Source organism: Aquipuribacter sp. SD81 (genome assembly GCF_037153975.1).
GTDB lineage: Bacteria > Actinomycetota > Actinomycetes > Actinomycetales > JBBAYJ01 > Aquipuribacter.
Genome location: NZ_JBBAYJ010000002.1, coordinates 161,153 through 186,861, shown reverse-complemented (window position 1 = coordinate 186,861; position 25,709 = coordinate 161,153). Strand labels below are relative to the sequence as shown.

At 73.4% G+C, this 25,709-nt stretch carries 17 protein-coding genes; 9 read left to right on the top strand and 8 right to left on the bottom strand.

Features of this window, described 5'->3' with window-relative positions:
• Positions 1 to 145: 145 nt before the first annotated feature.
• Entirely contained in the window at positions 146 to 700 is a 555-nt protein-coding gene (locus tag WAA21_RS02030) for a hypothetical protein (protein ID WP_336921069.1), read from the top strand.
• Positions 701 to 740: 40 nt separating this feature from the next.
• On the opposite strand, the gene WAA21_RS02025 is transcribed toward WAA21_RS02030, so the two are convergent.
• Positions 741 to 2,072 (bottom strand): MFS transporter, encoded by a 1,332-nt coding sequence (locus WAA21_RS02025; RefSeq protein ID WP_336921068.1) that lies wholly within the window; start codon positions 2,070 to 2,072, stop codon positions 741 to 743.
• A gap of 201 nt (positions 2,073 to 2,273) precedes the next feature.
• On the opposite strand from WAA21_RS02025, the gene pulA reads away from it, so the two are divergent.
• The 3 genes from pulA (at position 2,274) to WAA21_RS02010 (ending at position 10,603) form a co-directional block, all read left to right on the top strand.
• Complete coding sequence (gene pulA / locus WAA21_RS02020; protein ID WP_336921067.1) at positions 2,274 to 8,822, top strand: pullulanase-type alpha-1,6-glucosidase; 6,549 nt, start codon at positions 2,274 to 2,276, stop codon at positions 8,820 to 8,822.
• 465 nt (positions 8,823 to 9,287) lie between these two features.
• Positions 9,288 to 9,674 (top strand): hypothetical protein, encoded by a 387-nt coding sequence (locus WAA21_RS02015; protein WP_336921066.1) that lies wholly within the window; start codon positions 9,288 to 9,290, stop codon positions 9,672 to 9,674.
• Between the two features lie 68 nt (positions 9,675 to 9,742).
• A complete protein-coding gene (locus WAA21_RS02010; RefSeq protein WP_336921065.1) occupies positions 9,743 to 10,603 on the top strand; it encodes a phosphotransferase family protein in 861 nt (286 codons plus the stop codon).
• On the opposite strand, the gene WAA21_RS02005 is transcribed toward WAA21_RS02010, so the two are convergent.
• The 4 genes from WAA21_RS02005 to WAA21_RS01990 all read right to left on the bottom strand — a co-directional run bounded on the left by WAA21_RS02005 (position 10,569) and on the right by WAA21_RS01990 (position 14,846).
• Positions 10,569 to 11,402, bottom strand: a complete 834-nt coding sequence (locus tag WAA21_RS02005) for a DeoR/GlpR family DNA-binding transcription regulator (RefSeq protein ID WP_336921064.1) — start codon at positions 11,400 to 11,402, stop codon at positions 10,569 to 10,571. The two genes, WAA21_RS02010 and WAA21_RS02005, sit on opposite strands and share 35 nt — an antisense overlap.
• An 89-nt stretch (positions 11,403 to 11,491) precedes the next feature.
• Positions 11,492 to 12,409: a carbohydrate ABC transporter permease gene (locus WAA21_RS02000; RefSeq protein WP_336921063.1), complete on the bottom strand. Its 918-nt coding sequence runs from the start codon at positions 12,407 to 12,409 to the stop codon at positions 11,492 to 11,494.
• Positions 12,406 to 13,353, bottom strand: coding sequence for a carbohydrate ABC transporter permease (locus WAA21_RS01995; protein WP_336921061.1), 948 nt, complete (start codon positions 13,351 to 13,353; stop codon positions 12,406 to 12,408). The genes WAA21_RS02000 and WAA21_RS01995 overlap by 4 nt, the downstream gene beginning before the upstream one ends.
• A gap of 95 nt (positions 13,354 to 13,448) precedes the next feature.
• On the bottom strand, positions 13,449 to 14,846 hold the full coding sequence (locus tag WAA21_RS01990; protein ID WP_336921060.1) for an ABC transporter substrate-binding protein: 1,398 nt from the start codon (positions 14,844 to 14,846) through the stop codon (positions 13,449 to 13,451).
• A 446-nt stretch (positions 14,847 to 15,292) separates the two neighbouring features.
• Here WAA21_RS01990 and WAA21_RS01985 point away from each other — a divergent pair, with 446 nt between their 5' ends.
• On the top strand, positions 15,293 to 16,801 hold the full coding sequence (locus WAA21_RS01985) for a mannitol dehydrogenase family protein (RefSeq protein ID WP_336921059.1): 1,509 nt from the start codon (positions 15,293 to 15,295) through the stop codon (positions 16,799 to 16,801).
• A 3-nt stretch (positions 16,802 to 16,804) separates the two neighbouring features.
• Here WAA21_RS01985 and WAA21_RS01980 read toward each other — a convergent pair whose 3' ends face one another.
• Both WAA21_RS01980 and WAA21_RS01975 read right to left on the bottom strand, forming a co-directional pair.
• The gene (locus WAA21_RS01980; RefSeq protein WP_336921058.1) at positions 16,805 to 18,154 is read right to left on the bottom strand and encodes a flavin monoamine oxidase family protein; all 1,350 of its coding nucleotides are present in this window, start codon (positions 18,152 to 18,154) and stop codon (positions 16,805 to 16,807) included.
• Between the two features lie 273 nt (positions 18,155 to 18,427).
• Positions 18,428 to 19,513, bottom strand: a complete 1,086-nt coding sequence (locus WAA21_RS01975; RefSeq protein WP_336921057.1) for a LacI family DNA-binding transcriptional regulator — start codon at positions 19,511 to 19,513, stop codon at positions 18,428 to 18,430.
• 138 nt (positions 19,514 to 19,651) lie between these two features.
• On the opposite strand from WAA21_RS01975, the gene WAA21_RS01970 reads away from it, so the two are divergent.
• The 4 genes from WAA21_RS01970 to WAA21_RS01955 all read left to right on the top strand — a co-directional run bounded on the left by WAA21_RS01970 (position 19,652) and on the right by WAA21_RS01955 (position 23,845).
• Positions 19,652 to 21,058 (top strand): ABC transporter substrate-binding protein, encoded by a 1,407-nt coding sequence (locus WAA21_RS01970; protein WP_336921056.1) that lies wholly within the window; start codon positions 19,652 to 19,654, stop codon positions 21,056 to 21,058.
• 62 nt (positions 21,059 to 21,120) lie between these two features.
• A complete protein-coding gene (locus WAA21_RS01965; RefSeq protein WP_336921055.1) occupies positions 21,121 to 22,029 on the top strand; it encodes a carbohydrate ABC transporter permease in 909 nt (302 codons plus the stop codon).
• Entirely contained in the window at positions 22,026 to 22,850 is an 825-nt protein-coding gene (locus WAA21_RS01960) for a carbohydrate ABC transporter permease (protein WP_442893211.1), read from the top strand. The genes WAA21_RS01965 and WAA21_RS01960 overlap by 4 nt, the downstream gene beginning before the upstream one ends.
• Complete coding sequence (locus tag WAA21_RS01955) at positions 22,847 to 23,845, top strand: alpha/beta hydrolase (RefSeq protein ID WP_336921054.1); 999 nt, start codon at positions 22,847 to 22,849, stop codon at positions 23,843 to 23,845. The genes WAA21_RS01960 and WAA21_RS01955 overlap by 4 nt, the downstream gene beginning before the upstream one ends.
• Positions 23,846 to 24,220: 375 nt before the next feature.
• Here WAA21_RS01955 and WAA21_RS01950 read toward each other — a convergent pair whose 3' ends face one another.
• Positions 24,221 to 25,636 carry a DUF2252 domain-containing protein gene (locus WAA21_RS01950; RefSeq protein WP_336921053.1) on the bottom strand — a complete coding sequence of 472 codons (1,416 nt, stop codon included), beginning with the start codon at positions 25,634 to 25,636 and terminating at the stop codon, positions 24,221 to 24,223.
• Between the last annotated feature and the right edge of the window lie 73 nt (positions 25,637 to 25,709).

Genomic DNA, 25,709 nt, shown 5'->3' with positions numbered 1-25,709 from the left:
ACGAGTCTGCTCCCGGGGTGACACCGCGCGCAGGGTTCTGCGGCGGGCGGGTCTCCCGGCGACCGTCGCCCCCGTCGTGTCACCCGGCCGGCCCGACCGCTCGTTGGAGAGGTGGGCGGCACGGTGCCGCGGAGGAGGTGTCCGGATGACGGTCGTGGAGCAGCACCCGAGGGTGACGCAGCAGGCGGCGACCCCCGAGGCGGGTGGTCGGGCGTGGCGTGAGGCCGTGCTGTGGGTGGGCGGCGGGCTGGCCGGGGGTCTGCTGTGGGGCGTCGCCGTACGGCTGTGGATGCGGTACGTCGCGGACCAGCCGTCGTTCAGCTGGTCCGGGACGCTGTTCGTCCTGGGCGTCACCTCGCTGGCGGGACTCGCGCTCGGTGCCGTCGAGCTGCTGCGACGCCGGGGCCGCGGTCCCTGGCGGCTGGTCCTCGTCGTCCCGGCGCTCGTCGTCTTCGCCGGCCAGGGGCTGCCCTTCCTGCCCGCCGCCGTGTTCGGGGGCCTCGCCCTGAGCGGACGGGGACGGTGGTGGGTCCGAGGGCCGGCCGCGGCGCTCGCCGCGTCGTCGCTGTCGCTCTTCCTGCTCTTCGACGAGCCCTTCGCGAACTCCGCCGTCGTCACGGTCGCGTGGTACGCGGTGCTGTGTCTCGGCCTCGCCGTCGGCTGGGTCCCCGTGTGGCGCCGCCGGGCGCCGCGGCCCTGACGGCGTCCGCCGACGGACCGCGGAACCCGTCGGCGGACGCTCAGCGGGTCCGTCGGCGCCTCGGGCCGCGGCGCCGGCGCAGGGCCTCGCGGACGGGCGGGACGACGACCCCCGCCGCGGCCATGCGGGCGCGCACGCGGCGCCGGGTCACCACGACGCCGACGACCCCCACCGCCCACACGAGGTACTGCACGCCCATGCCGACGCGGAAGCTCGCGAGGTCGTCGGGGCCGGGCAGCAGGTCGAGCACGAGGCCGACGAGCAGGATCGTGACCAGGGACGCGGCGAAGCCCCCGACGTTCACGATGCCCGTCGCCGTCCCGAGCCGGTTCGGCGGGTTGAAGGTGCGCGCGAAGTCGAACCCGATCAACGAGGCGGGGCCGCCGGTCGCCATCGCGAGCACGAGCAGCACGAGCAGCGGCAGGGGCGCGGGTCCGGGCCACGCGAGGACGACGGTCCACGCGCCGGCGTTGACCCCGACGATGCCGAGCACGAGCCACGAGCGGCGGAAGGGGTGCCGCTGGACGAGCACCGCCACCAGGGGGCCGGTCGCCATGCCCGCGACGACGAAGAGCGTGAGCAGCGCGCTCGCCGTGCCCGTCGCGACACCCTGCGCCTGCACGAGGAACGGGAACCCCCACAGCAGGGAGAACACCGTCCCCGGGAACTGGGTGACGAAGTGCGTCCACAGCCCCAGGCGGGTGCCCGGGTGCCGCCACGCCTGCGCGAGGTCCGCGACGAGGTCCCGGGTGCCCCGCACGAGCGGGGCGGCGCCGGGGACGGGGCTGTCGCGCACGGCGACGAGCACGAGCACCGCGGCCAGGACCCCCGTCGCGGCCGCCGAGGCGAACGCCGCCGTCCACCCCGGCCCGTGCAGGAGCAGGACGAGCGGCACCGCGCTCAGCACTTGACCGGTCTGCCCGACGATCCCGCTCAGCTGCGTGAGCAGCGGCACCCGGCGGGCCGGGAACCACGCCGGCACGAGCCGCAGCAGGCTGATGAACGTCATGGCGTCGCCGACCCCGACCAGCAGCCGCCCCGCCACGGCGGGGGCCGTCGAGGTGGCGAGGGCCAGCACCAGCTGCCCCGCCGACATCACGAGCGCACCCGTCACCAGCAGCCGGCGCGACCCGAAGCGGTCGAGCAGCACCCCCACCGGCACCTGCAGCCCGGCGTAGACCAGCAGCTGCACGACCGCGAGCGAGGCGAGCGCGCTCGCCGAGGCACCGAAGCGCTCCTGGGCCTCGACCCCGGCGACCCCGAGGCTCGTGCGGTGCATGACCGCGACCACGTAGGCGAGCAGGCCGGTGCCCCACACCAGCCACGGCAGGTAGGGGCGCGGCGCGGTGCCGGGAGCAGCGGGAGTCGTCATGGGCCGAGGCGGACGGTAGCCCTCCCGACGCCCCCGGTTGTTCGCGCTCTCACCGGGCGAGCGTCAGGACCCAGTGATCTTGCGCAAAACCTTGCGTAAAGACGGCGTCACCTTTCCTTTGCTCTTGCGCGCATACGGGTTACCGTGACGCCGCAACGCCCATTTCGCCCGCCCCGCTGGCACCCCGTTCTGGAGCGACCGATGACGTCTCGCGCCCCCCGTCCACCCGTGCTCGTCGCCGTCCCGGCGGCCCTCGCCCTGACCGCGGGGCTGCTGGTCCCCGCGCCGGCCCTCGCCGACCACACCGACCCACCGGCGACGGTCACGCTCGCCGGCAGCTTCCAGTCCGAGCTCGGCTGCCCGGGCGACTGGCAGCCGGAGTGCGCGGCCACCCAGCTGTCCGACCCCGACGACGACGGGACGTGGACCGCGACCTTCGAGCTGCCCGCCGGCAGCTGGGAGTACAAGGTCGCGATCGACGGCAGCTGGGACGAGAACTACGGCCCGAACGGCACGCCCAACAGCCCCGACAACATCGCGTTCACGACCGACGCGGCGGGCGAGGTGTCCTTCTCCTACGACGAGGCGAGCCACGTCGCGACGCAGGAGACGGGCGCGGGCGGCGGGCTCGACCCCGCGCTGCTGGAGATGACGCAGCCGAGCCTGCGGCAGGACCTCACCGACGAGGTCTTCTACTTCGTGCTGCCGGACCGCTTCCACGACGCCGACCCCACGAACAACCGCGGCGACGTCGGTGGTGACGACCCGCTCGAGCACGGCTACGACCCGACCGACGAGGGCTTCTTCCACGGCGGCGACCTCGCGGGCCTGCTCGACAAGATGGACTACCTCGAGGGCATGGGCGTCACCGCCATCTGGATGGCGCCGGTCTTCAAGAACAAGCCCGTCCAGGGCATCGGCACGAACGACGTGTCGGCCGGCTACCACGGCTACTGGACGCTCGACTACTCCCAGATCGACCCGCACTTCGGGACGAACGAGGAGCTCGAGGCCCTCATCGACGAGGCGCACTCGCGGGACATGAAGGTCTTCTTCGACATCATCACGAACCACACCGCCGACGTCATCCAGTACCAGGAGGGCGTCTACGACTACATCGCGAAGGCGTCCGAGCCGTACCGCGACGCCGACGGCGAGCCGTTCGACGACCGCGAGTACGCCACGAGCGAGGACTTCCCCGCGCTCGACCCCGAGGTCTCCTTCCCGTACACGCCCGTCGTGCCGGAGGACGAGGCCGACGTCAAGGTCCCGGCCTGGCTCAACGACGTGCGGTACTACCACAACCGCGGCAACAGCTCCTTCGCCGGCGAGAACAGCGTGTACGGCGACTTCTTCGGCCTCGACGACCTCTTCACGGAGCACCCGGACGTCGTCGACGGCATGATCGAGATCTTCGAGCCGTGGGTCGACCGCGGGGTCGACGGCTTCCGCATCGACACCATGAAGCACGTCAACGTCGAGTTCTGGCAGCAGTGGTCGCCCGCGATCGAGACCTACGCGAAGGAGACCGTCGGCAACGAGGACTTCTTCATGTTCGGCGAGGTGTTCTCCGCCAACGAGGAGCTCCTGTCGATGTTCCCGACCAAGGGCGACGTGCCCGCGGTCCTCGACTTCGGCTTCCAGGACGCCGCGACGAACTACGCGGCCCGCAACGCGAGCGCGCAGACGCTGCGCGACTTCTTCGCCGCCGACGACTACTACATCGACGCCGACGGCAACGCGTACTCGCTGCCGACGTTCCTCGGCAACCACGACATGGGCCGGATCGGCACGTTCATCGCCCAGGGCAACCCCGGCGCGAGCGACGAGGAGATGCTCGCCCGCGACCGGCTCGCGCACGCACTCATGTACTTCTCGCGCGGCATGCCGGTCGTGTACTCCGGCGACGAGCAGGGCTTCACCGGCTCCGGCGGTGACAAGGCCGCCCGCCAGGACATGTTCCCGAGCGTCACGGACATCTACCTCGACGACGACCAGATCGGCACGGACGCCACCGCGGCCGACGACAACTTCGACACGACGCACCCGCTGTACGAGACCCTCGGCGACCTGGCGACGCTCACCGGGGAGCACGAGGCGCTCCGGTCCGGCGCGCAGCTGCCGCGCTTCGCCGCCGACGGCCCGGGTGTCTTCGCCTTCAGCCGCGTCGACCGGGACGAGCGCGTCGAGTACCTCGTCGCGGTCAACAACGCCGAGGCCGCGAGCGAGGCGACGTTCGCCACCGGCACCCCCGGTGCGACGTTCTCGCCGCTGTGGTCGGTCGACGGCTCCGCGGGCGACCTGACGGCGGGCGGCGACGGAGACGTCACCGTCTCGCTGCCGGCCTTCGGGGCGGCGGTCTACCGGGCCGACACCGCGCTGCCGGCCAGCGACAGCGCCCCCGGCATCACGGTCGCGCAGTCCGGCGAGATCGACTTCGACCTCGACGGGCAGACCCGCGAGGCGCTCGTCTACACCGCCTCCCTCGATCGTGACCTGTACGCCGAGGTGAGCTTCATGACCCGCGTCGGCGGCGGTGAGTGGACGTACGCCGGCACCGACGACAACTTCCCGTACCGCATCACCGTCGACACCGAGCAGCTCGACGCCGGCACGACCGTCGAGGTCGCGGCCGTCGTCGACGACCTCGCCGGGCACAAGGCCGGTGCCACCACGTCGTCGGTCGTCGTCGAGGAGCCGGCCGAGCCGGTCGGCGGCCTGCAGGACCACCTGATCGTCCACTTCCCGGAGACGGAGAACATCGAGGACCTCAGCATCTGGGCCTTCGGCGACATCGCCGACGGGCAGATGAACGGCCGCGAGTGGCCGAACGGCCTGGAGTGGAACGGCGAGGACGACTACGGCGTCTTCCGCTTCATCGAGGCCGACACGACCGACGGCGCGAACCAGGAGATCGGACTGATCGTCGTGGACTCCGCCGGCAACAAGGTGGGCACGCAGGACGACCGCTTCGTCGACCCGTCCCTCACGCCCGAGGTGTGGCTGAGCCCGGACTCCGGGGAGGTCTTCACCAGCGAGGCGGCGGCCCAGGGGTTCGCGACCGTCCACTACCGCCGGCCCGACGGGAACTACGACGGCTGGGGCCTGCACCTGTGGGGCGACGCGCTCGCCGAGGGCGTCGCGACCGAGTGGACCGCACCGCGCGAGCCGGACGGCATCAGCGAGCAGTTCGGCGCGTACTGGAACGTGCCCGTCGACGACGTCGGCGCCGCCCTCAACTTCATCATCCACAAGGGTGACGAGAAGGACCCGGGTCCGGACCAGTCGATCGTCCCCTCGCAGACGCCCGACGCCTACGTCGTGTCCGGTGACGAGACGATCCACGAGAGCCGCTCCGCGGCGCTCGGCCTCGCCACGATCCACTACCACCGGCCCGACGGCGACTACGGCGACTACTCCTCGTCGGACTTCGCCGACTACTGGAGCCTCTACACGTGGACCGGTGCGGCGAACCCGTCGCCGTCCTGGCAGGGGTCGGCCAAGCCGACCGGCTCCGACCGCTTCGGCCAGGTGTGGGAGGTGCCGCTCGCCGAGGGTGCGACGAGCCTCAACTACATCCTCCACCGCGGCGACACCAAGGACCTGCCCGAGGACCAGGTCCTCGACCTCGTCACGGTCGGGAACGAGGTGTGGGTCCTCGCCGGGCGCGAGGGGTACCTCCTGCCCGTGCAGGGTGGAGGCGGCGAGCCGGGTGACCTGACGACCGAGGAGGTCGTCTGGCTCACCGAGGACGTCATCGCGTGGGACGTCGACGACGAGTCGGCGACGTACTCCCTCCACACGTCGCCGGACGGCGGGCTCGAGCTGGTGACGGGCGGGGTCGACGGCCCCGACGGCACCGCGTCCGTCGAGCTCGAGTGGCTGTCGGCGGACCTGCCGGCCGACCTCGCCGAGCGGTTCCCGCACCTCGCCGGGTACGCCGCGCTCGGCGTCCCGGACGACCTCGACGTCGCCGAGGCGCTGAAGGGCGCCCTCGCCGTGTCGTCGTCGCGTGGTGACGCCCGGACGGGTGCGACCGGGGTCCAGGTCCCGGGCGTGCTCGACGACCTCTACGCCGACGCCGCACGCGACGCCGACCTGGGCGTCACGTGGGACGGCGACGTGCCGACCATCAGCCTGTGGGCGCCGACGGCCCGCTCCGTCACGCTCCACCGGTTCGACGACCCGTCCGCCGCGCCTCCCGGCGCGACGACGGAGATGACCCTCGACGAGGCCTCGGGCGTGTGGTCGGTGACCGGCGAGCCCGGCTGGGACCGCCAGTACTACCTGTTCGAGGTCGAGGTCTACGTCCCCTCGACCGACACGGTCGAGAGCAACGTCGTCACCGACCCGTACTCCGTCAGCCTCGCGACCAACTCGGTCAAGAGCCAGATCGTCTCCCTCGACGACGCCGACCTGGCGCCGGAGGGCTGGGCCGACGTCGCCACCCAGGCGCCGCCGACCCCGGAGCAGATCGACCTCTACGAGCTGCACGTGCGGGACTTCTCCATCTCCGACGAGACGGTGCCGGAGGAGCAGCGGGGCACGTACAAGGCGTTCACCCAGGCCGGCTCCGACGGCATGACGCACCTGCGGGAGCTCGCCGAGGCGGGCCTCACGACGGTGCACCTGCTCCCGACCTTCGACATCGCCACGATCGAGGAGGACGCCTCGGAGCGGGTCGAGCCTGACGTCCCGGACGCGGGCTCGGCCTCTCCCGAGCAGCAGGAGGCGGTGCTGGAGGTCGCGGACTCCGACGGCTTCAACTGGGGCTACGACCCCTTCCACTACAACGCGCCGGAGGGCTCGTACTCCACCGACCCCGAGGGCACGACGCGCATCGTCGAGTTCCGCGAGATGGTGCAGGCGCTCAACGCCACCGACCTCGGTGTCGTGCTCGACGTCGTCTACAACCACACCGCCGCGTCCGGCCAGGCGGAGAAGTCGGTGCTCGACAAGGTCGTGCCCGGCTACTACCACCGCCTGCTGGCGGACGGCACGATCGCGACGAGCACGTGCTGCGCGAACACGGCGACCGAGCACGCGATGATGGAGAAGCTCATGGTCGACTCCGTCGTCCTGTGGGCGAAGGAGTACAAGGTCGACGGGTTCCGCTTCGACCTCATGGGCCACCACTCGAAGGCGAACATGCTCGCCGTCCGCGAGGCGCTGGACTCCCTCACCCTGGAGGCCGACGGCGTCGACGGGAAGAGCATCTACGTCTACGGCGAGGGCTGGAACTTCGGCGAGGTCGCCGACGACGCCCGCTTCGTCCAGGCCACCCAGCTCAACATGGGCGGCACGGGCATCGGCACCTTCAACGACCGGCTCCGCGACGCCGTCCGCGGCGGCGGCCCGTTCGACGAGAACCCGCGCGTGCAGGGCTTCGGCTCGGGCCTGCTCACCGACCCCAACGGGGACGCGGTCAACGGCGACGAGGCGGCCCAGCGCGAGGCGCTGCTGCTCGACATGGACCAGATAAAGGTCGGCATGGCGGGCAACCTGGCGGACTTCACGTTCGTCGACCGCAACGGCGACACCGTGACCGGGGCGGAGGTCGACTACAACGGCAGCCCGACCGGGTACACGCAGGACCCGCAGGAGAACATCGTCTACGTCTCGGCGCACGACAACGAGACGCTGTACGACTCCCACGCCTTCAAGCTGCCGCAGGGCACCTCGATGGCCGACCGGGTGCGCATGCAGCAGCTCGCGCTGTCGACCGTCGCGCTCAGCCAGGGCGTGTCGTTCTTCCACGCCGGCACGGACATGCTCCGCTCGAAGTCGCTCGACCGGAACAGCTACAACTCCGGCGACCACTTCAACGTCCTCGACTTCTCGTACGCGACGAACAACTTCGGGGTCGGCCTCCCGCCGGCGCCGGACAACGAGGACAAGTGGCCGTTCATGGCGCCGCTGCTCGCCGACCCGGCGCTGCAGCCGAGCCAGGCCGACATCGAGGCCTCGGTCGCCCGCTTCCGCGACCTCCTCGCGGTGGCGGACTCCTCGCCGCTGTTCTCGCTGACCACCGAGGACCAGGTGCAGGAGAAGCTGTCCTACCTCGACGGCAGCGAGGTGCCCGGCCTCATCCTCATGCACCTCGACGACACCGTCGGTGAGGACGTGGACGCCGCGCACGAGCGGGTGGTCGTGGCGTTCAACGCCACCGACGAGGCGCAGACGTACTCCGTCGACGCCCTCGCCGAGGCCGGTCTCGTCCTGCACCCCATCCAGGCCGCGGGTGCGGACCCGGTGGTGAAGGAGGCGTCGTTCGACGGCGGCACGTTCACCGTGCCGGCCCGCACGACGGCGGTCTTCGTCGAGCCGACCCCGCCCGCGACCCTCACGGTCGAGGTGCAGGCGCGGCCCGGCGGCGGCCAGGCGGTCGTCAACCCGCGCAGCCGCGGCCACCTGCCGTTCGTCGTCCTCTCGCAGGACGGGTTCGACCCGGTGGCCGACACCGACGTCGACTCGCTCCGCGTCGGCGTGACCGGCGAGGAGGACTCGGTCGTGTCGTGCGAGGCGGGCGAGGACTGGAACGGCGACGGCGTCGTCGACCTGCTGTGCAAGGTGCAGGTCCGGGCGACGGGCGTCGAGCCCGGCTCCACCGAGCTGCTCCTGCGGGGCAGCACCGTGGACGGTGACCTCCTCGAGGGCACCGCGACCATCCGGACCGTCGGGCCGTCGGCGGACAAGGGCGGCAACGGCAAGGGCGGTGGCAACGCCAAGGGCAAGCCCGGCCGCGGTTGACCGCCTGAGCAGCACCACCCCCGGACGGGCCGGGCGCTTCGGCGCCCGGCCCGTCCGGCGTCCACGCGTGCAGCCCGGCGCGTACGTCTGCGTTCGTGTCGACGTGCGGCGCGTAGGTCTGCGTTCCTGTCGACGGACGGCGCGTAGGTCTGCGTTCGTGTCGACGGACGGCGCGTACGTCTGCGTTCGTGTCGACGTGCGGCGCGTAGGTCTGCGTTCGTGTCGACGGACGGCGCGTACGTCTGCGTTCGTGTCGACGTGCGGCGCGTAGGTCTGCGTTCGTGTCGACGGACGGCGCGTACGTCTGCGTTCGTGTCGACGTGCGGCGCGTAGGTCTGCGTTCGTGTCGACGGACGGCGCGTACGTCTGCGTTCGTGTCGACGTGCGGCGGGCGGTCACCCGCGTGTCACCTCGTACGTGCCAGCACGCTTCCCGCCACGCGGCGCGAGGCGGATCATCCGAGAGGTGTCCGGTCGCCCGGCGTGGCGCCGGGTGTCGTTCGGCGGTCTCGCGGTCCTCGTGCCCCCCGGCCTGACGACCCCCGACGAGCGCGCAGTCGACGGTGAGGTCCTCGTCCTCGCCGGTGACGGCCTGCGCCTCACCCTCGACGCGAGCCCGTTCCGCGACCGCTTCCTCGCGGCCCGTCCCCGACCGGGCCGGCGGCCCGTGCCCGGCACGGCCGCGGGCGACGAGGTCGTGGCCTTCGACGCCGCCGACGGCGGGACGGTCGTGGCGGCCCTGCTGCCCGAACCCGTCAGCGCCAGCGTGCACGTCGGTCCGGGCGCAGACCTCGACACCGCGCTCGACATCATCCGCAGCATCAGCCACGAGCGGGAGGAACCCGGCCGCTGACGGCCCCCGGACGGGCCCGACCCCGTGCCTGCCGGGGCGGGCCGGGGGCCGGGTGGCACACTGCCCGCGTGCGTCCGGGCCGGCTCCTGCAGCACGGCAACACGTCGCACCTGCACGAGTGGGGCACGGGGGCCGTGGCCAAGGTGCTCCGCGCCGACATCCCGGCGCACTGGGCCGAGCGCGAGGCCCTCACAACCGAGCTCGTCCGCGCGATCGGGCTGCCCGCCCCGACCGTCCTCGGGCTCGTCGACGTCGACGGCCGCCCGGGCATCGTCTTCGAGCGGGTCGACGGTCCGTCGATGCTCGAGGAGGCCGTCCGCCGTCCCGAGCAGGCGCTCGGGCTCGGTCAGCAGCTCGCCGCGCTGCAGCGGCTCGTCGCGGCGCGCACCGCACCGGCCGCCCTGCCCCGGCTGCGCGACCGCCTCGCGGCGAACCTCGCGCGGGCCGAGCTCGCGGGCCCGGTCAGGACGGCGGTGCAGGCCCGGCTGGCCTCACTGCCTTCGGGCACCGCGGTGTGCCACTTCGACCTGCACCCGGGCAACGTGCTGCTCGGGCCCGGCGGGCCCGTCCTCATCGACTGGTTCGACGCCGCGGCCGGCGACCCGCACGCCGACGTCGTCCGCACCGCGACGCTGCTGCACGCCGGCTTCGGCGACGGCCACCTCGCGAGCGCCCCAGCCCCCGTCCTCGCGGCGCTCCTCACGGGCTACCTCGGCGCGCTGGAGCCCGACGTGGCCGCCGACCCCGGCTGGGAACCGGTCGTGCGGGCGGCCCGGGTGGCCGAGCCCGTCGGCGCGGCGGCCCACGAGGCGCTGCGGGCGGCGGTGCACGCGGCCCTGCGCCGCGAGCCCGGCGCGACGCAGGGGAGGGCGACGGAGCGGGGGACGCCCGGCGTCAGGCCCGCGTCACCATCGGCCCGAGCGCGCTGACCGCGCGGGCCTCGGCCTCCGGCAGCTCCGTGCCGGTGATGACGCCGTCGACCTCCTCCACCCGCGCGATGCGGTGCAGGTGGTCGTTGCCGAACTTCGAGTGGTCGACGAGCACGACCGCGCGGCGCGCGGCGCGCAGCATGGCCCGCTTGATCTCGACCTCCTCGCGGTGGGGCGTGGTGAAGCCGTGCTCGGGGGACACGCCGTCGGAGCCGACGAACGCGAGGTCGACGACGATGCGCGACAGCTCGTCGGCGCCGGTCGGGTCGACGATCGCGAGCGTGCTCTTCTTGACGCGCCCGCCGAGGAGCACCACCTCGACGGCCTCGTTGTGCACGAGGGCCTGCATGACGGGGATCGAGTTCGTCACCACCGTGAGCGGGCGGTCGTGCGGCAGCATGCGCGCGACCTGCGCGGTGGTGGTGCCGGAGTCGATGAGCAGCGTGGCCTCGCCCTGCAGCTCCGCCACCGCGCGCTGCGCGATCCGCTGCTTCTCCTGCGGGTGCTCGGTGTCGCGCACCGCGACGCTCGGCTCGTACCGCCAGCGCTCCCACGGCACCGCGCCGCCGTGCGTGCGGCGCACGAGGCGCTGCTCCTGCAGGTGCGCGAGGTCGCGCCGGATCGTCTCCGTCGTCACCTGGAACCGGTCGGCGAGGTCGCCGACGTCGACCCGGCCGTCGGCCATCGCGAGCTCGGCGATCGAGTGCTGCCGCTCCAGGCGGGACAGCACGAGGGCACCCGAGGCCGTGGCCGTCGCGGCGGCCGGCTCGGCCTCGCGCGGCTCGGCGACGGGTCCCATCCCGACAGCGTAGGGCGGGACCCCGTCGCGGCGGGTGCCCGCGAGCACCGCGCGACCGGGCCCGGCGTGCGGTCCGGTCGCGCCCGGGCTCACTTGATGGCACCCATGGCGAGGCCGCGGATCATGCGCTTCTGGGCCACCCAGCCCGCGATGATGACGGGCAGCGTGGCGAGCGTCGAGGCGGCGGACAGCTTCGCGAGGAAGTTGCCGCGGGTGCTCACGTTGCCCGTGACCCACACCGGGACGGTCGAGGCGTCGGCCGGGTTGAGCTGCACGGCGAGGAAGAACTCGTTCCACGCGAAGATGAGGCAGAGCAGCGCGGTCGCCGTGAGGCCGGGGGTGACGATCGGCAGCAGCACGGAGCGGATCTGGCGCAGCAGGCCCGCACCGTCCAGCTGCGCGGCCTCGAGCAGCTCCACCGGCACCTCGCTGAAGAACGACCGGAGCATCCACACCGCCAGCGGCAGGTTCATCGCCGTGTAGAGGATGATGAGGATCGTCCAGGTGTTGAGGATGCCGAGCGTCTGCCCGATGATCCACAGCGGCAGGATGGCGCCGACGATGGGCAGGAACTTCGTCGAGATGAAGAAGAACAGCACGTCGCGCCACTTGGGGATGGGTCGGATCGCGAGGGCGTAGGCTGCCGGCACGGCGAGCACCATCGTGAGCGCGACGGAGACGCCGACGACGACGGCGGAGTTGAGGAACGCCTCCCCGGCCGTCAGCAGGCCGATCGCGTCGGCCGTGACCTCGCGGTAGCGCTCGAGCGTCGGGGTGAAGATCAGCGTGGGCCGGCTGTTGGCGACCGCCTCCTCCTTGAACCCGTTGACGAACATCCAGAAGACGGGGAAGAAGAACAGCGCGGCCGCGAGCCACGCGACGCCGGCGAGCACGGTGCCGCCCACCGAGGCGCGGCGGACGGGCCTCCGCGGGGCCGGTCGCGGGCTGCGCGCCGGCTCGCGGCGCTCGGAGGGGGCGGACGGGACGGGCGCGGTCGCGGTGCTCATGCGTTCGGGTCCTTCGAGATGAGGTTCGACAGCAGCCGCAGCGCGAGCGTCGCGATGATGATCGACGCGATGACGACGAGGATGCTGAAGGACGACGCGAGGCCGAAGTCCCAGCCGCCGCCGATCGAGCGCTGGTAGACGAAGTACGGGATGTTCGTCGAGCCCGGTCCGCCGCCGGTGATGACGACGATGTGGTCGAAGACCTGCACGAGGTAGATGGACCCGAGCAGGATCCCGAGCTCGAGGTAGGGCCGCAGCAGCGGCAGCGTGATCCAGCGGAAGATCCCGAACGGTCCGGCGCCGTCGACCCTCGCGGCCTCGAGCACCTCACCGGGCTGGCCCTGGAGCCCCGCCAGCACGATGAGCATCATGAACGGCGACCACTGCCACACGAGCACCGTGACGATGCTCCAGCCGGGCGCCACCTGCACGAACGACACCGCGTCGAAGCCGAGCGAGGTGATGACCCAGTTGAGGACCCCGAACTGGCTGGAGAACATCTGGTTGCTCCACACCAGGCCCGCGACGACGGGCATGACGAGGAACGGCGTGATCATGAGGGTGCGCGCGACGCCGCGGCCCGGGAACTTCCGGTCCAGCAGCAGCGCGAGCGCCGTGCCGATGACGAGCGACAGCAGCACCGCCGCGACGGTCATCCACACCGAGGTCCACGCCGCCCGCAGGAAGAACGGGTCGCCCCAGCCGCGCACGTAGTTCTCGAAGCCGACGAAGGTCCGTGGCGTGGGCGGCACGACCCGCCACTCGGTGAGGCTGTAGTAGATGCTGAACAGGAACGGCACCTGGGTGACGACGATGGTGAAGACCAGTGCCGGCAGGAGCGGCGCGCGGCGCAGCCAGGCGCTCTCGGGGCGTCGCCCGGCAGGTGCCGGACGGGGCGTCGCGGTCGGGGTGTCGGGCGGTGCGGGGGGCGCCTGCGCGGTCACGGGCTGCTCCTGTCTCCTAGGGCTCCGGGGTGGCTCCGGGTGGTGCCACCGGGCGCGGCGCGTGCCGCACCGCGCCCGGCGACGTGGGGCGAGGGTCAGCGGGTGCTGACCGAGCTCGCGATCTGCTGGCAGGACTCCAGCGCCGCGTCGACGCTCTGGCCGCCGGAGATGGCGGCGGAGAACTCCTGCGTGCAGCGGGTGCCGACGTCCTGGAACTCCGGCACGCCGACGAACTGCACGCCCGGCAGGCCGGGCCGCGGCTCGGTGCCCGGGTCGTCGATCGGCGCGGCCTCCATCGCCTCGAGCGTCTTGTCGGCGAAGGCGGCGGCCGCCTCCTGGTACGACGGGTTCTCGTACGTCGAGGTGCGGGTGCCGGGCGGCACGGCCGCCCAGCCGCCGGGCAGGTTCTCCCCGGCCGTCTCGATGTACTCCGCGCTCGTCGCCCAGCTGATGAACTCCCACGCCGTGTCGGGGTCGCTGGAGGTGGCGGGGATCGCGAGCGACCACGCCCACAGCCAGCCCGACGCGTCGGTCTCCTTGACCGGGGCGACCGCGTAGCCGTTCTGGCCCTTGACCGGGCTGTCGTCGGCCTCGAGCAGGCCCGCCGCGACTGTGGCGTCGTACCACATCGCCACGCTGCCCTGCTGGTACTGGTTGAGGCACTCGTTGAAGCTGGAGTTGGCGGCGTCGTCCTGGCCGGCGTCCTGGATGAGGTCGACGTAGAAGTTCAGGGCCTCCGTGAAGCCGGGGTCCGTGATCTTCGCCTCGCCGATGGAGCCGTCCTCGTTGGCCGCCCACCACGTGCCGCCGAAGGTGTTGACGACGGTCGTCAGCGACGCGCCGAGGTCACCCCAGCCGGGCTTGCCGCGCAGGCAGATGCCGGCCATCTCGTCGCTGTCGACGGTGCGGGCGATCTCGGCGACCTCGTCCCACGTCGGCTGGTCCGGCATCGTGATGCCGGCCTCGTCGAGGACGTCCTGCCGGTACATGAGGAACGAGGACTCGGCGTAGAACGGTGAGGCCCAGTAGCCGTTCTCGGTCGACAGGCCGGTGCGGACGGCCGGGATGATGTCGTCGACGTCGTACGCCTCGTCGTTCTCGGCGTACTCCGTGAGGTCGAGCAGCCAGCCGTTCTCGCCGAACTGCGGGGCCTCGTACAGGCCGGTCATGACGACGTCGAACTGCCCGCCGCCCGCGCCGACGTCGCGCGTCGTGATCTCGCGGAGCTGCTGCTCCTCGAGGATCGTGAACTCGACGTCGATGCCCGTCTCCGCCGTGAAGTACTCGGGGGTGAGGCTCGCGATGTCCTCCATCTGCGGGTTGCCGACGACGGCGACGCTGATCGAGCGGTCGCCACCGCCGTCGCCGGCCGCGCCGGTGGCGCCGTCGGTCCCGCCGGCGTCGTCGGAGCCGCAGGCCGCGAGGCCGAGCGCCAGGACGACGGGTGCGGTGAGCGCCACGGCACCGACGTGCCGCTTCCTGTGGACGGTCATGTGTCTCCTCGGTGTCTCGCGCCGGGAGCCGGTGGGTCCCGGTCGGTAGGGGGTGCTCGGTTCCGGTGCTCGGTCCCGGGCCCGGAGGCCGAGCCCGCGTCGGTGCCGCGTGCCAGGGGCTCGGGACGGGCCGGCGGTCGTCCGCGACCGCGCCCGGCCCCGTCGCCTCGTCCGCGAGGCTCCTGCGCCGCCGCCCGGCCACCTTCGGCCCGACGCCACCGCCGGAACCCCGGCACGGGTGCACGCTAGACCCGAGTCGGTGGGATGCCAACCCCTGTTCCCACACTTTCGCAGGACCGTGACCTTCCGGACCGCCCGAGTCTGTGGCTACAGTGACCCGCGCCGCCGTGCGGTGGCCGACCAGACAGCCTGTGAGCAGCGACGCCGGGCACCTCCCGCGTGTTGGGCTCCCACGGGCGTGCAGCGACGTACGGAAGGAAACGGGCATGACGGGGACGACCGAGGCCGAGGTCGGGACGCCGGACGGGGCCGCCGTGACGCGGCTGCCGGACGTGCCGCCCGGCGTGCCCGCACCGCCGTACGACCGGTCCCGGGTGACGGCGGGGATCGTGCACCTGGGGGTGGGCGGCTTCCACCGCGCGCACCAGGCCGTGTACCTCGACGACCTGCTCGCCCGCGGCGGCGACGCCCTCGGCTGGGGCGTGTGCGGCGTGGGGATCCTCCCCGCCGACGCCGCCATGCGCGACGCGCTGCGCGCCCAGGACTGCCTCTACACCGTCGTGGTGAAGCACGCCGACGACCGGCTCGAGCCGCGCGTCGTCGGCTCGCTCGTGGAGTACCTGCTGCTGCCGGACGACCCGCACGCCGTCGTCGAGCGGATGGCCGACCCGGCCGTCCGCATCGTGTCGCTGACCGTGACCGAGGGCGGCTACCACGTGCACCAGGTGACCGGTGAGCTCGACGCGTCCGACCCGGCCCTGCAGGCCGACCTCGTGCCCGGGGCCGCCCCGACGACGACGTTCGGGCTGCTGCTCGCGGCGCTGCGCCTGCGCCGCGAGCGCGGGGTGCCGCCCTTCACGGTGCTCTCGTGCGACAACCTGCAGGGCAACGGCGACATCGCCCGGCGCATGGTCGCCGCGTACGCCCGGCTCGCCGACCCCGCGCTGGGGGAGTGGGTGGCCTCCGAGGTCGCCTTCCCCAACTGCATGGTCGACCGCATCACGCCCGTCACCCGCGACGGCGACCGCGAGGCGCTGGCCGCTACCGCCGGCCTGGCGGACCGCTGGCCCGTCGTGTGCGAGCCGTTCACCCAGTGGGTCGTGGAGGAGCGGTTCCCGCTCGGCCGGCCCGCGTGGGAGGAGGTCGGCGTCCAGATGGCCGACAGCGTCGAGCCGTACGAGCTCATCAAGCTGCGCTTGCTCAACGCGAGCCACCAGGCGATCGCCTACCTCGGGCACCTCGCGGGGCACACCTACGCCCACGAGGTGCTCGACCGCGACGACTTCCGGCGCCTGCTGCGCGGCTACATGGACCTGGAGGCGACCCCGACGCTTCACGAGGTGCCGGGCATGGACCTCGAGGAGTACAAGGCGACGCTGCTCGAGCGGTTCGCCAACCCGCAGATCGCCGACACCCTCGCGCGGCTGTGCGCCTTCAGCTCCGACCGGATCCCGAAGTGGCTGCTGCCGGTCGTGCGCGAGCGGCTCGCCGCGGGCGGGTCGGTCGACCACGCGGCCCTCGTCGTCGCGGCGTGGGCGCGCTACGCGGAGGGCGTCGACGAGCAGGGGCGGCCCATCGAGGTGGTCGACCGGCTGCGGGGGCGGGTCATGGCCGCCGCGGCGCGCCACGAGGAGGACGAGCTCGCCTTCCTCCGCGACCCGGACCTGTTCGGCGGCCTCGTCGACGAGCCGGCCTTCACCGAGCCGTACCTGCGCTCGCTGCGGACGCTGCGCTCCACCGGCGCCGACGCCGCGCTGCGGGAGGTCGTCGGCTGACGGTCAGCGGGCGAGCCTCGTGACCACGGCGGAGCCCTGCCGGAGCGCGCCCTCCATGTACGACGGCCACTCCTCGTCGAGGTCGGCGGAGGCGAGCACGACGCGGCCGTCGTGCCACGGCTCGCGCAGCAGCGTGGCGAGCGCGACGGGGTCCGTGCCGGGCAGCACGAGCGGGCCGTAGCCGCCGCGCGTCCACTCCTCGCCCACCCAGTCGCCCTCCACGTACCCGACGGGCTCTCCGAGGGCGTCGGCGACCGCATCGCCGAGGGCCCGCCGGACGCCGGCGAGGAGCGCGGCGCGGCGGGCGTCCGGGCCTGCTCCAGAGAGCCGGCGTGCCTGCGCGCCGACCGCGAAGCCGGTGAGCACGCCGGCGCCGGGCCGGTCCGTGGCGGGGGAGGAGTCGACGAAGGTGCACCACGGCTCGCCGTCCCCGACGACGAGGCCCGAGCGGTCGTGCTCGCGCCAGACCGGGCGCTCCCACACCAGCGCCGCCTTCACGACGGAGGCCATGGGCAGCCGCTGCAGCGCGGCGTCGACGGGTCCCGGCAACGGCGGGTCGAGGTGCAGGCGGACCACGAGGGACAGCGGGACGGCGAGCACGACCGCGCCCGCCGTGGTGACGTCGGGGCGGGCGGGGTCGCCGCTCACGACCTCGACGGCGCCGTCGCGCAGCCGCACGGCCCGTACCGGCTGACCCAGGTGGAGCGTGCCGGGGGGCAGCCGGCCGGCCAGACCCGTGGCGAGCTGCTGCGGCCCGCCGCGCAGCCGGAAGGCCTCGACGTCGGCGAGGGGGCCGTCGCCGTCGAGGTAGCCGTCGAGGACGTCGACGAGCAGCGCCGCGCTCACCTCGCCGGGGTCCGCGCTCGCCTCGTTCGCCAGCGCCTGGTGCAGGAACCCCCGCACGAGCGGGTCCTCGACGTGCGCGGTCGTCCACGAGGCGACGGTCGCGTCGCGCAACGCCGCCGCCGCGACGGGGTCGCGGGTCGCCGCCTCCGCGGAGTCCGCGAGCAGCCGCGCGGCCGCCTGCAGCGCCTCGCCCCGCGCGCCGTCGAACGGCCGGCGCCCGCGGAAGAGCCCGCCACCGCGCTGCTCGACGGCCCAGCCGTCCCGGTGGTGGCCCGCGACGGTCGCCACCCCCAGCTCACGGGCGAGCCCGAGGACCCGGGCGTGCTCCGTGCCGACCCACTGCGCGCCCAGCTCGACCCAGCCGCCGTCCGGCAGTGCGGCGTCGTGGACGCGGCCACCGACCCGGTCGCGTGCCTCGAGGACGGCGACCTCCGCGCCGTCCCGCACGAGGGCCTCGGCCGCGGCGAGTCCCGCGAGCCCGGCCCCGACGACCACGACGTCGATCACGACGACAGTGTCGGGCACCGGCCCGGGGCTCCGGTAGCGGTGAGGTGACGCCCGGTCCGCACGCACGACCGTGTCGTGCGCGACCGTCCTGAGGGAGGTGCGTGTGCTGTCGCTGACGCGCGACCGTGTCGTGCACGACCGTGTCGTGCACGACCTCTCGCGCACGACTGCGTCGCGCACGACTCTGTCGCGCGTGACTCAGTCGTGCATGACCGATGCAGCCCGGGGTGTCCCCCCAGGTGGTCGTGCACGACCGACCCGCGGGCCGGGTCGTCAGACCGGGTGCTCGCGCGGCGGGGCCACGGACTCCCGGACGCGCAGGGGCATGGGCAGGCGCACGTGCGCGGGGCCGTCACCGTGTCCGTCGTGGGCACCGCCGTCACCGCTGCCACCGCCGACCAGGTCGACGAGCACGTCGATGGCGGCGCGACCGAGCGCGTGGTGCGGCAGGGCGACGGTCGTGAGCGCCGGGCGGAGCCAGCCGGCGAGCGGGACGTCGTCGAAGGCGACGACCGACACGTCGTCGGGCACGCGGAGCCCGGCCTCCGCGAGCGCCTGGTACGCCCCGAGCGCGAGGTGGTCGTTGAAGCACAGCAGCGCCGTCGGCCGGTCGTGGGCGAGCAGCGCGCGCGTCGCCTCGTAGCCGTCCGGCGGCTGCCACGCCGTGCACAGCATGCCGCCGGCGGGCCGCTCGCCGACCTCCGCGAGCGCCTCGGTGATCCCGCGCAGGCGCTCGAGGCCGGCGACGGTCCCGGGCGGCACCTCCTCGGCGGTCACGCCGACCCCGACGAGGTGGATGCCGTCGCGGTGACCGGCCGCCAGCAGGGTCCGCGCGGCGGCTCGTCCGGCCCCGAGCTCGTCGGGCACGACCGTCGGCACGCCGGACCCGGCCGGCGCCGCCGCGTTGAGGAGCACCACCGGGACGTGGACGCCCGGGGTCGGGTCGTCACGCTCGCGCGTGTACATGCTCGCGAGGACCAGGCCGTCGACCTGCCGGTCGCCCATCGCGGCCAGGAGGCGGCGCTCGTCGTCGGGGTCGCCGCCGGACTCCGCGATGAGCAGCATGAGGTCGCGCTCGCGCGCCCGCTCGAGCGCCCCCTTGATCATGTTGCCCGCGAGCTGCGACGTGGCGACGGTGTCGGAGACGAAGCCGAGCGTGCCCGTGCGGCCCGTCCGCAGCCCCACCGACACGAAGTTGCGGCGGTACGACAGCTCGCCCGCCGCGCGCACGACCCGCTCCTCCACGTCGCGGGAGATGCGCATCTCCCGCGCGCGCCCGGACAGCACGAGCGAGGCCGCGGTGGACGACACCCCGGCGGCCCGGGCCACGTCCGCGAGGGTCGCCCGCGTCCTCGGCATGCCCACCTCCTCGGGGGCGACCGCCTCGCCCAGCGGTTGACGGTAGTACAACCCGGGTGTCAGCATCGCCGTGCTAACGCGATTTAGCACCGACGGTCGGCCGTCGGCCCAAGACTCGACGACGAGAGGAAGGCCCACATGCGCCCTCTGAGGACGCACCGCCACCCCGTACTCATCCCCGCCGCCGTCCTCGCCGGCCTGCTGCCCCTCGCGGCGTGCTCCGCGCCGGGCGGGTCCACGACCGACGCGGCCGCGCCGGACGACGCGAGCGCCCCCGCCGCGGAGGGCTCCGCGGACCCCAGCGGGGCCGCCGTGGCCTCCGACGTCGACTGCGGCGACGACCCGATCACCATGGAGGCGTACTTCGAGACGGGCTTCCCCGTCGCGACCGCGCTCACCGACGCCTTCATGGAGGAGTACCCCAACGTGACGTGGGAGGTGCGCGAGGACCAGTTCGCCGTCCTCACGCAGAACGCCCCCCGCGTGCTCGCCGACGACCCGCCGGACCTCATGCGCCTGCCGCAGGTGTCCGAGCTCGCCGCCGACGGGCTGCTGCTCAACATGGACCCCTACGCGGAGGCGTTCGGCTGGGACGAGTGGCCGGAGTCCCAGCTGGAGCAGATGCGCGTCGACGACGAGGGGCGCCGCGGCGACGGGCCGCTCTACGCCATGGGCATCAACTCCTCGATGACCGGCATCTTCTACAACCGCGAGCTCGCGGAGCAGGTCGGCATGACGGAGCCGCCCGCCACGCTCGCCGAGCTCGACGAGGTCATGCAGGCCGCGGTCGACGCGGGCATCACGCCGCTCGTGCAGTTCAACGGCGGCGCGACGGGCGGCCTCGCCTTCCCGTTGCAGAACCTCATGGCCGCCTACGGCGACCCGGGGGCGATCAACTCGTGGATCTACCAGCAGCCGGACGCCACCATCGACACCCCGGAGAACCTCGAGGCGGTCGAGCACCTGCAGGGCTGGATCGACGCGGGCTACTTCGCCGACGACGTCAACTCCCTCGACTACTCGATGATGATGGCCCGCTTCATCGAGGGCGACAGCCTCTTCATCTTCAACGGCGACTGGGAGTCGGGGAACCTCGACGAGCAGATGCCGGGCAACGTCGGCTTCTTCCTCATGCCGCCGCTGGAGGAGGGCGGCCCACAGGCCGCCATGTCCGCGCCGCTCACGTTCGGTGTCAGCGCGAACGCGGCGAACCCCGACTGCGCGGCGTTCTTCCTCGACTGGACCGCGACGTCGGAGACGGCCCGCGACATCCTCGTCGAGGTCGGCGGCTCGCGGCCCATGGGTCCCGCCGACGCCTACATGCCGCCGGTCGACGAGGGCAGCGTGACCGCCGAGACGCTCGAGGCGGGCGCGACCATCGCCGAGGACGACGGTGCGATGGACTTCATCGCCAACGCGACCGGGTCCATCTACGCGCAGAGCTGGACGCCGCAGCTGCAGCAGCTGGTCGCGGGGCAGGTCGAGCCCGCCGACCTGCTCGCGACGGTGCAGGCGGACTACGAGAGCCAGGTCGCCGGCCGGTGATCGCGGAGACCCGTCCACCGGCGGCGCGGCGAACGGCCGCGGCCGCGACCGACCGTCCCCCGGTGGACGGGTCGGACCGCACGAGGCGTCGCGCCGCCCGTCGGCGCCGCGACGACCTCGTCGGCTGGCTCCTCGTCCTGCCCGCCGCGGCCTTCTACGGCGTCTTCGTGCTCCGGCCGCTCGCCATCACGGCGCAGTACTCGCTGTACGAGTGGAACGGCGTCGGTCCCTCGACGCCCGTCGGGCTCGACAACTACGTGCGCGTGGTCACCGACCCGACGCTGTACGGCTCCCTGCTCAACGCCGTCACCCTCATCCTGTTCTTCAGCGGCGTGCCGGTGCTGCTCGGGCTCGTGACCGCCGCGACCATCCGGCGCATCGCCACGAGCCGGCTCGCGACGGTCGCCCGGACCGTCGTGTTCCTCCCGCAGGTCATCCCGCTCGTCGCGGCCGGCATCACGTGGAGCTGGCTTCTGTCGTCGACCGGCGCCGTCAACCAGCTCCTGCGGGCGGTGGGCCTCGGCTCGGTGGCCCGGGCGTGGCTCGGTGACTTCGACTGGGCCCTGCCGGCGGTCGGCGTCATCGGCGCGTGGGTGCTGCTCGGCCTGTGCACCCTGCTGCTGCTGTCCGGCATGACGAAGATCGACACGTCGCTGTACGAGGCGGCGCGGATCGACGGGGCCGGGCCGGTGCGGGAGTTCCTCGCCGTCACGGTGCCCGGCGTGCGTCAGGAGATCGCCGTCTGCGTGACCGTGACGGTCATCGCGGCCCTCGCGAGCTTCGACATCGTCTACATCTCGACCCAGGGCGGTCCGGGCGGGCAGACGCTCGTACCAGGGCTGCAGATCTACTACCTCGCCTTCGCCTCGCGCGAGATCGGGCTCGCCTCCGCGCTCGCGGTCGTCCTCGTGGCGCTCGTGCTGCTGTGCGTCCTGCCGGTGCAGTACCTCGTCCGGAAGGGGGACTCGTGATCGTCGGTCGCGGCGAGGCGCTGCTCGGCCGGCTCGTCCTCGTGCTGCTCATGGCCGTGACGGTGCTGCCGTTCGTCAGCCTGCTCGCCACGGCGCTGCACCCGTCCGGCACCTACCCGCAGGGCCTGTCGTGGCCGGCGGACCCGCAGTGGCAGAACTTCGCCCGGGCGTTCACGTCCGCGGACATGGGCCGCCTGCTGTGGTCGAGCTGTCTCATCGTGGTGGGGGTCGTGCCGCTCGCCCTCGTGCTCGGCACGCTCGCCGGCTACGCCTTCGGCCAGCTGCGCATGCGGGGCAGCGGTGTCGTGTTCCTGCTGTTCGTGCTCGGGCTCACGCTGCCCTTCGAGGGCATCGTCATCCCGCTGTACTACCAGATGCGCGACCTCGGGCTGCTCAACACGAGGTGGGCCATCGTGCTGCCGCTCATCGGGCTGTTCATGCCGTTCGCGGTGCTGTGGATGCGCGCCCACTTCGTCACCATGCCGAAGGAGCTCGTGGAGGCGGCCCAGATCGACGGCGCGAGCACGTGGCAGCAGCTGTGGCGGATCCACGTGCCGCTCGCGGCGCCGGCGCTGTCGTCGCTGGCGATCCTGCTGTTCCTGTGGACGTGGAACCAGTTCCTCCTCGCCATCGTGCTCGTCGACGACCCCGGCAAGCGGACGATGGCCGGCGCGCTCGGTGCGTTCCAGGGGCAGTGGGGCACCGACATCCCGCTGCTGTGCGCGGGGTCGCTGCTCATCCTCACGCCCACGCTGCTGGTGTTCCTCGTCTTCCAGCGCCAGTTCGTGTCCGCGCTGCTGCAGGGGTCGGTGAAGGGATGAGCCTGCCCGCCCCGCGCACCGACGTCGTGCGCCCGCCTTTCGACCCGGACGTCGCCCGGGCGCTCGAGCTGCACGCCGACGAGCTCGTGACCGCGATGCTGCCGGAGGAGGTCGTCGCGGTCCGCGAGCGCCCGCCCGCCGACCCGGACCCCGACGACGAGGCGCTGTCGCGCGGCGGCCGCTTCGCGGTGCGCGACGTGGTCGTGCCGGGGGAAGGGGACCAGCCGGACGTCCCGCTCGTCGTCTGCCTGCCGACCGACGCCGACCTGCCCGGCCCCGTGCCGGTCCTGTACTTCGTGCACGGCGGCGGCCTCGTCGCCGGCAACGCACGACGCGACCTCATGCCGGTCCTCGCGCTCGCCGAGGCGCTGCGGCTCGCGGTGGTGTCGGTGGAGTACCGGCTCGCCCCGGAGACGCGCTACCCCGGTCCGCTCGACGACTGCTTGCGCGGGCTCACGTGGCTCGTTGCCGAGGCGCCCGCGCTCGGCATCGACCCCGCGCAGGTGGTGGTCATGGGCGCGAGCGCCGGCGGGGGCCTCGCGGCGGCGCTCGCGCTCCGTGCGCGCGACCGGGGCGCCCCGGCGCTGCGCGGGCAGCTGCTCGTCTACCCCATGCTCGACGACCGGAACTCGACGCCGTCCTCGTTCCAGATGGCAGGCGTGGGGGTGTGGGACCGGACGGCCAACGCCACCGGCTGGGGGGCCATGCTCGGCGAGGCCGCGGGCGGACCGGACGTGCCCGCGTACGCGGCGCCCGCCCGTGCGCGCGACCTGTCGGGTCTGCCGCCGGCGTACGTCGACGTCGGGTCCGCCGACACCTTCCGCGACGAGGACGTGGCCTACGCCTCGGCCATCTGGGCCGCGGGCGGCGACGCCGAGCTGCACGTGTGGCCCGGCGGCTGCCACGGCTTCGACGGGCTCGTGCCGGGCTCGCTGCTCGCCTCGGACGCCTTCGAGGCGCGCTACGCGTGGTTGCGGCGGCTGCTGCGACGCTGATGCCTGACGGGGTCGTCCGTCGTCTCCCCGCGCACGACTGTGTCGTGCGCGACCGTCCTGAGGTGGGGTCGTCCGTCGTCTCTTCACGCACGACCGTGTCGTGCGCGACCGTCCTGGGGTGGGGTCGTCCGTCGTCTCCTCACGCACGACTGCATCGCGCAGGACTGCATCGCGCAGGACTGCATCGCGCACGACTGCATCGCGCACGACTGCATCGCACACGACTGTGTCGGCCGCGACTGAGTCGTGCGTGACACGGTCGTGCGCGACACGGTCGTGCGTAACCGTCACGAGGACAGGACCCTCCTGAGGTGGTCGTGCACGACCTATCCGGCCGCGTCAGGACCGCCGTGGTCGGAGCGAGCGACGGGCTCGTCAGACGCCGTGCTCAGCGGCCACCCGACCCGAGCGGACCGCGGCGGCGAGGGCGGCGTGGTCGGCCTCGGTCTGGTCGGCGTAGGCGCGGGAGAAGCGGCACATCGCCTCGTCGAGGACCTCGCCCTTGCCCACGTAGCCGGCGATCATCGAGGCGCCGCTGGTCCGGGCGTGGCCCTTGGCGAGCAGGCGCCCGCAGATGCCGACGTAGTCCGCGAAGGCGGCAGCGCCGATCCGGTCCAGGGCGAGCGTGCCCTTCATGTTGCGGAACTGCCGGACGTAGAACTGCCGGCCCTCGACCGTCGTCCAGCCCAGCAGCGGGTCACTGACCGTCTGCAGCGCCTGCTGGTACTCCACGACACGCTGGCCCTGGTGGTCGTGCCAGGCGGAGTCGCCGTGGACGTACGGCGCGACCACCGAGCGCCGCGCCTGCTTGAGCTGCAGGAACAGCACGTCGTCGGGGCTGCTGCCCTCGCACAGCGCGACGTACGCGCGCAGCCCGACGCTGCCGACGCCCACGACCTTGTGCGCCATGTCGAGCACTGTGTAGCCGCCGAGCAGGCGCCGCCAGTGCGACGGCAGCGTCTCCAGGTAGTCGTCGAGGCCGACGGCGAGCGCCTCGGCGTGCAGCGCGTCGAGCCGCGTGATGAGCGGCGGCTCCTCGACTATCCGCCGCTCGCCGGCCTCGTCCTCCTGCGTGAACCGCGGCAGCGCGCGGTCGCTCGTGCGGCTGCGCGCCTTGCCGGCGGCGTGCTCGATGGCGCGGGCGAGCTCGTCGTCGTTCGTCGCGGCGAGCAGGTGCTCGAGGTCGAGGCGCTCGAAGGACCGCGACAGCAGCGGCTCCTCCGCCAGGCGCCGGACCTGCGCCCGGTAGGCCGCCGAGCACGACGTGACCGCGGCGGCGCAGTCGTCCTCCGAGTGCCCGTTCTGGCGCCCCGCGACCCACGTGCTCGCGCACAGCCGCCGCAGGTCCCACTCCCACGGGCCGGGGTGCGCCTCGTCGAAGTCGTTGAGGTCGAGGACGAGCTCGCGCTCCGGCGAGCCGTAGAAGCCGAAGTTGCCGACGTGGGAGTCGCCGCAGATGACGGGCGTGATGCCCGTCGAGGGCAGGCCCGCGCAGTCCGCGGCCATGACGATCGCGCTGCCCCGCAGGAAGCCGTACGGCGAGGCGACCATGCGCCCCACCCGCGCCGGCACGAGCCACTCCTCGCGGCCCTCGTGCGAGCGCTCGACGAGGTCGACGGGGTCGGCCCGGTCGTCGGCGACGCCCCACTCGCCGAGGCTCCGGCGCCGCACCCGCTTCCGCAGCGCCTTGCCCATGGCGTGGCGCTCGGCCCGCGGCGTCGGCCGGTCCCGCAGCGTGAGGTACGGCTGCGCGGGGGCGTCGGCGTGCACGGTGTGGGACGGGGCGCTCACGACTCGCCATCCTGTCGTGCCCGGCCGGGGCCGCGCCATGGTGCGCGGCGCGGCCCCCGGTCACCCGCGGCGA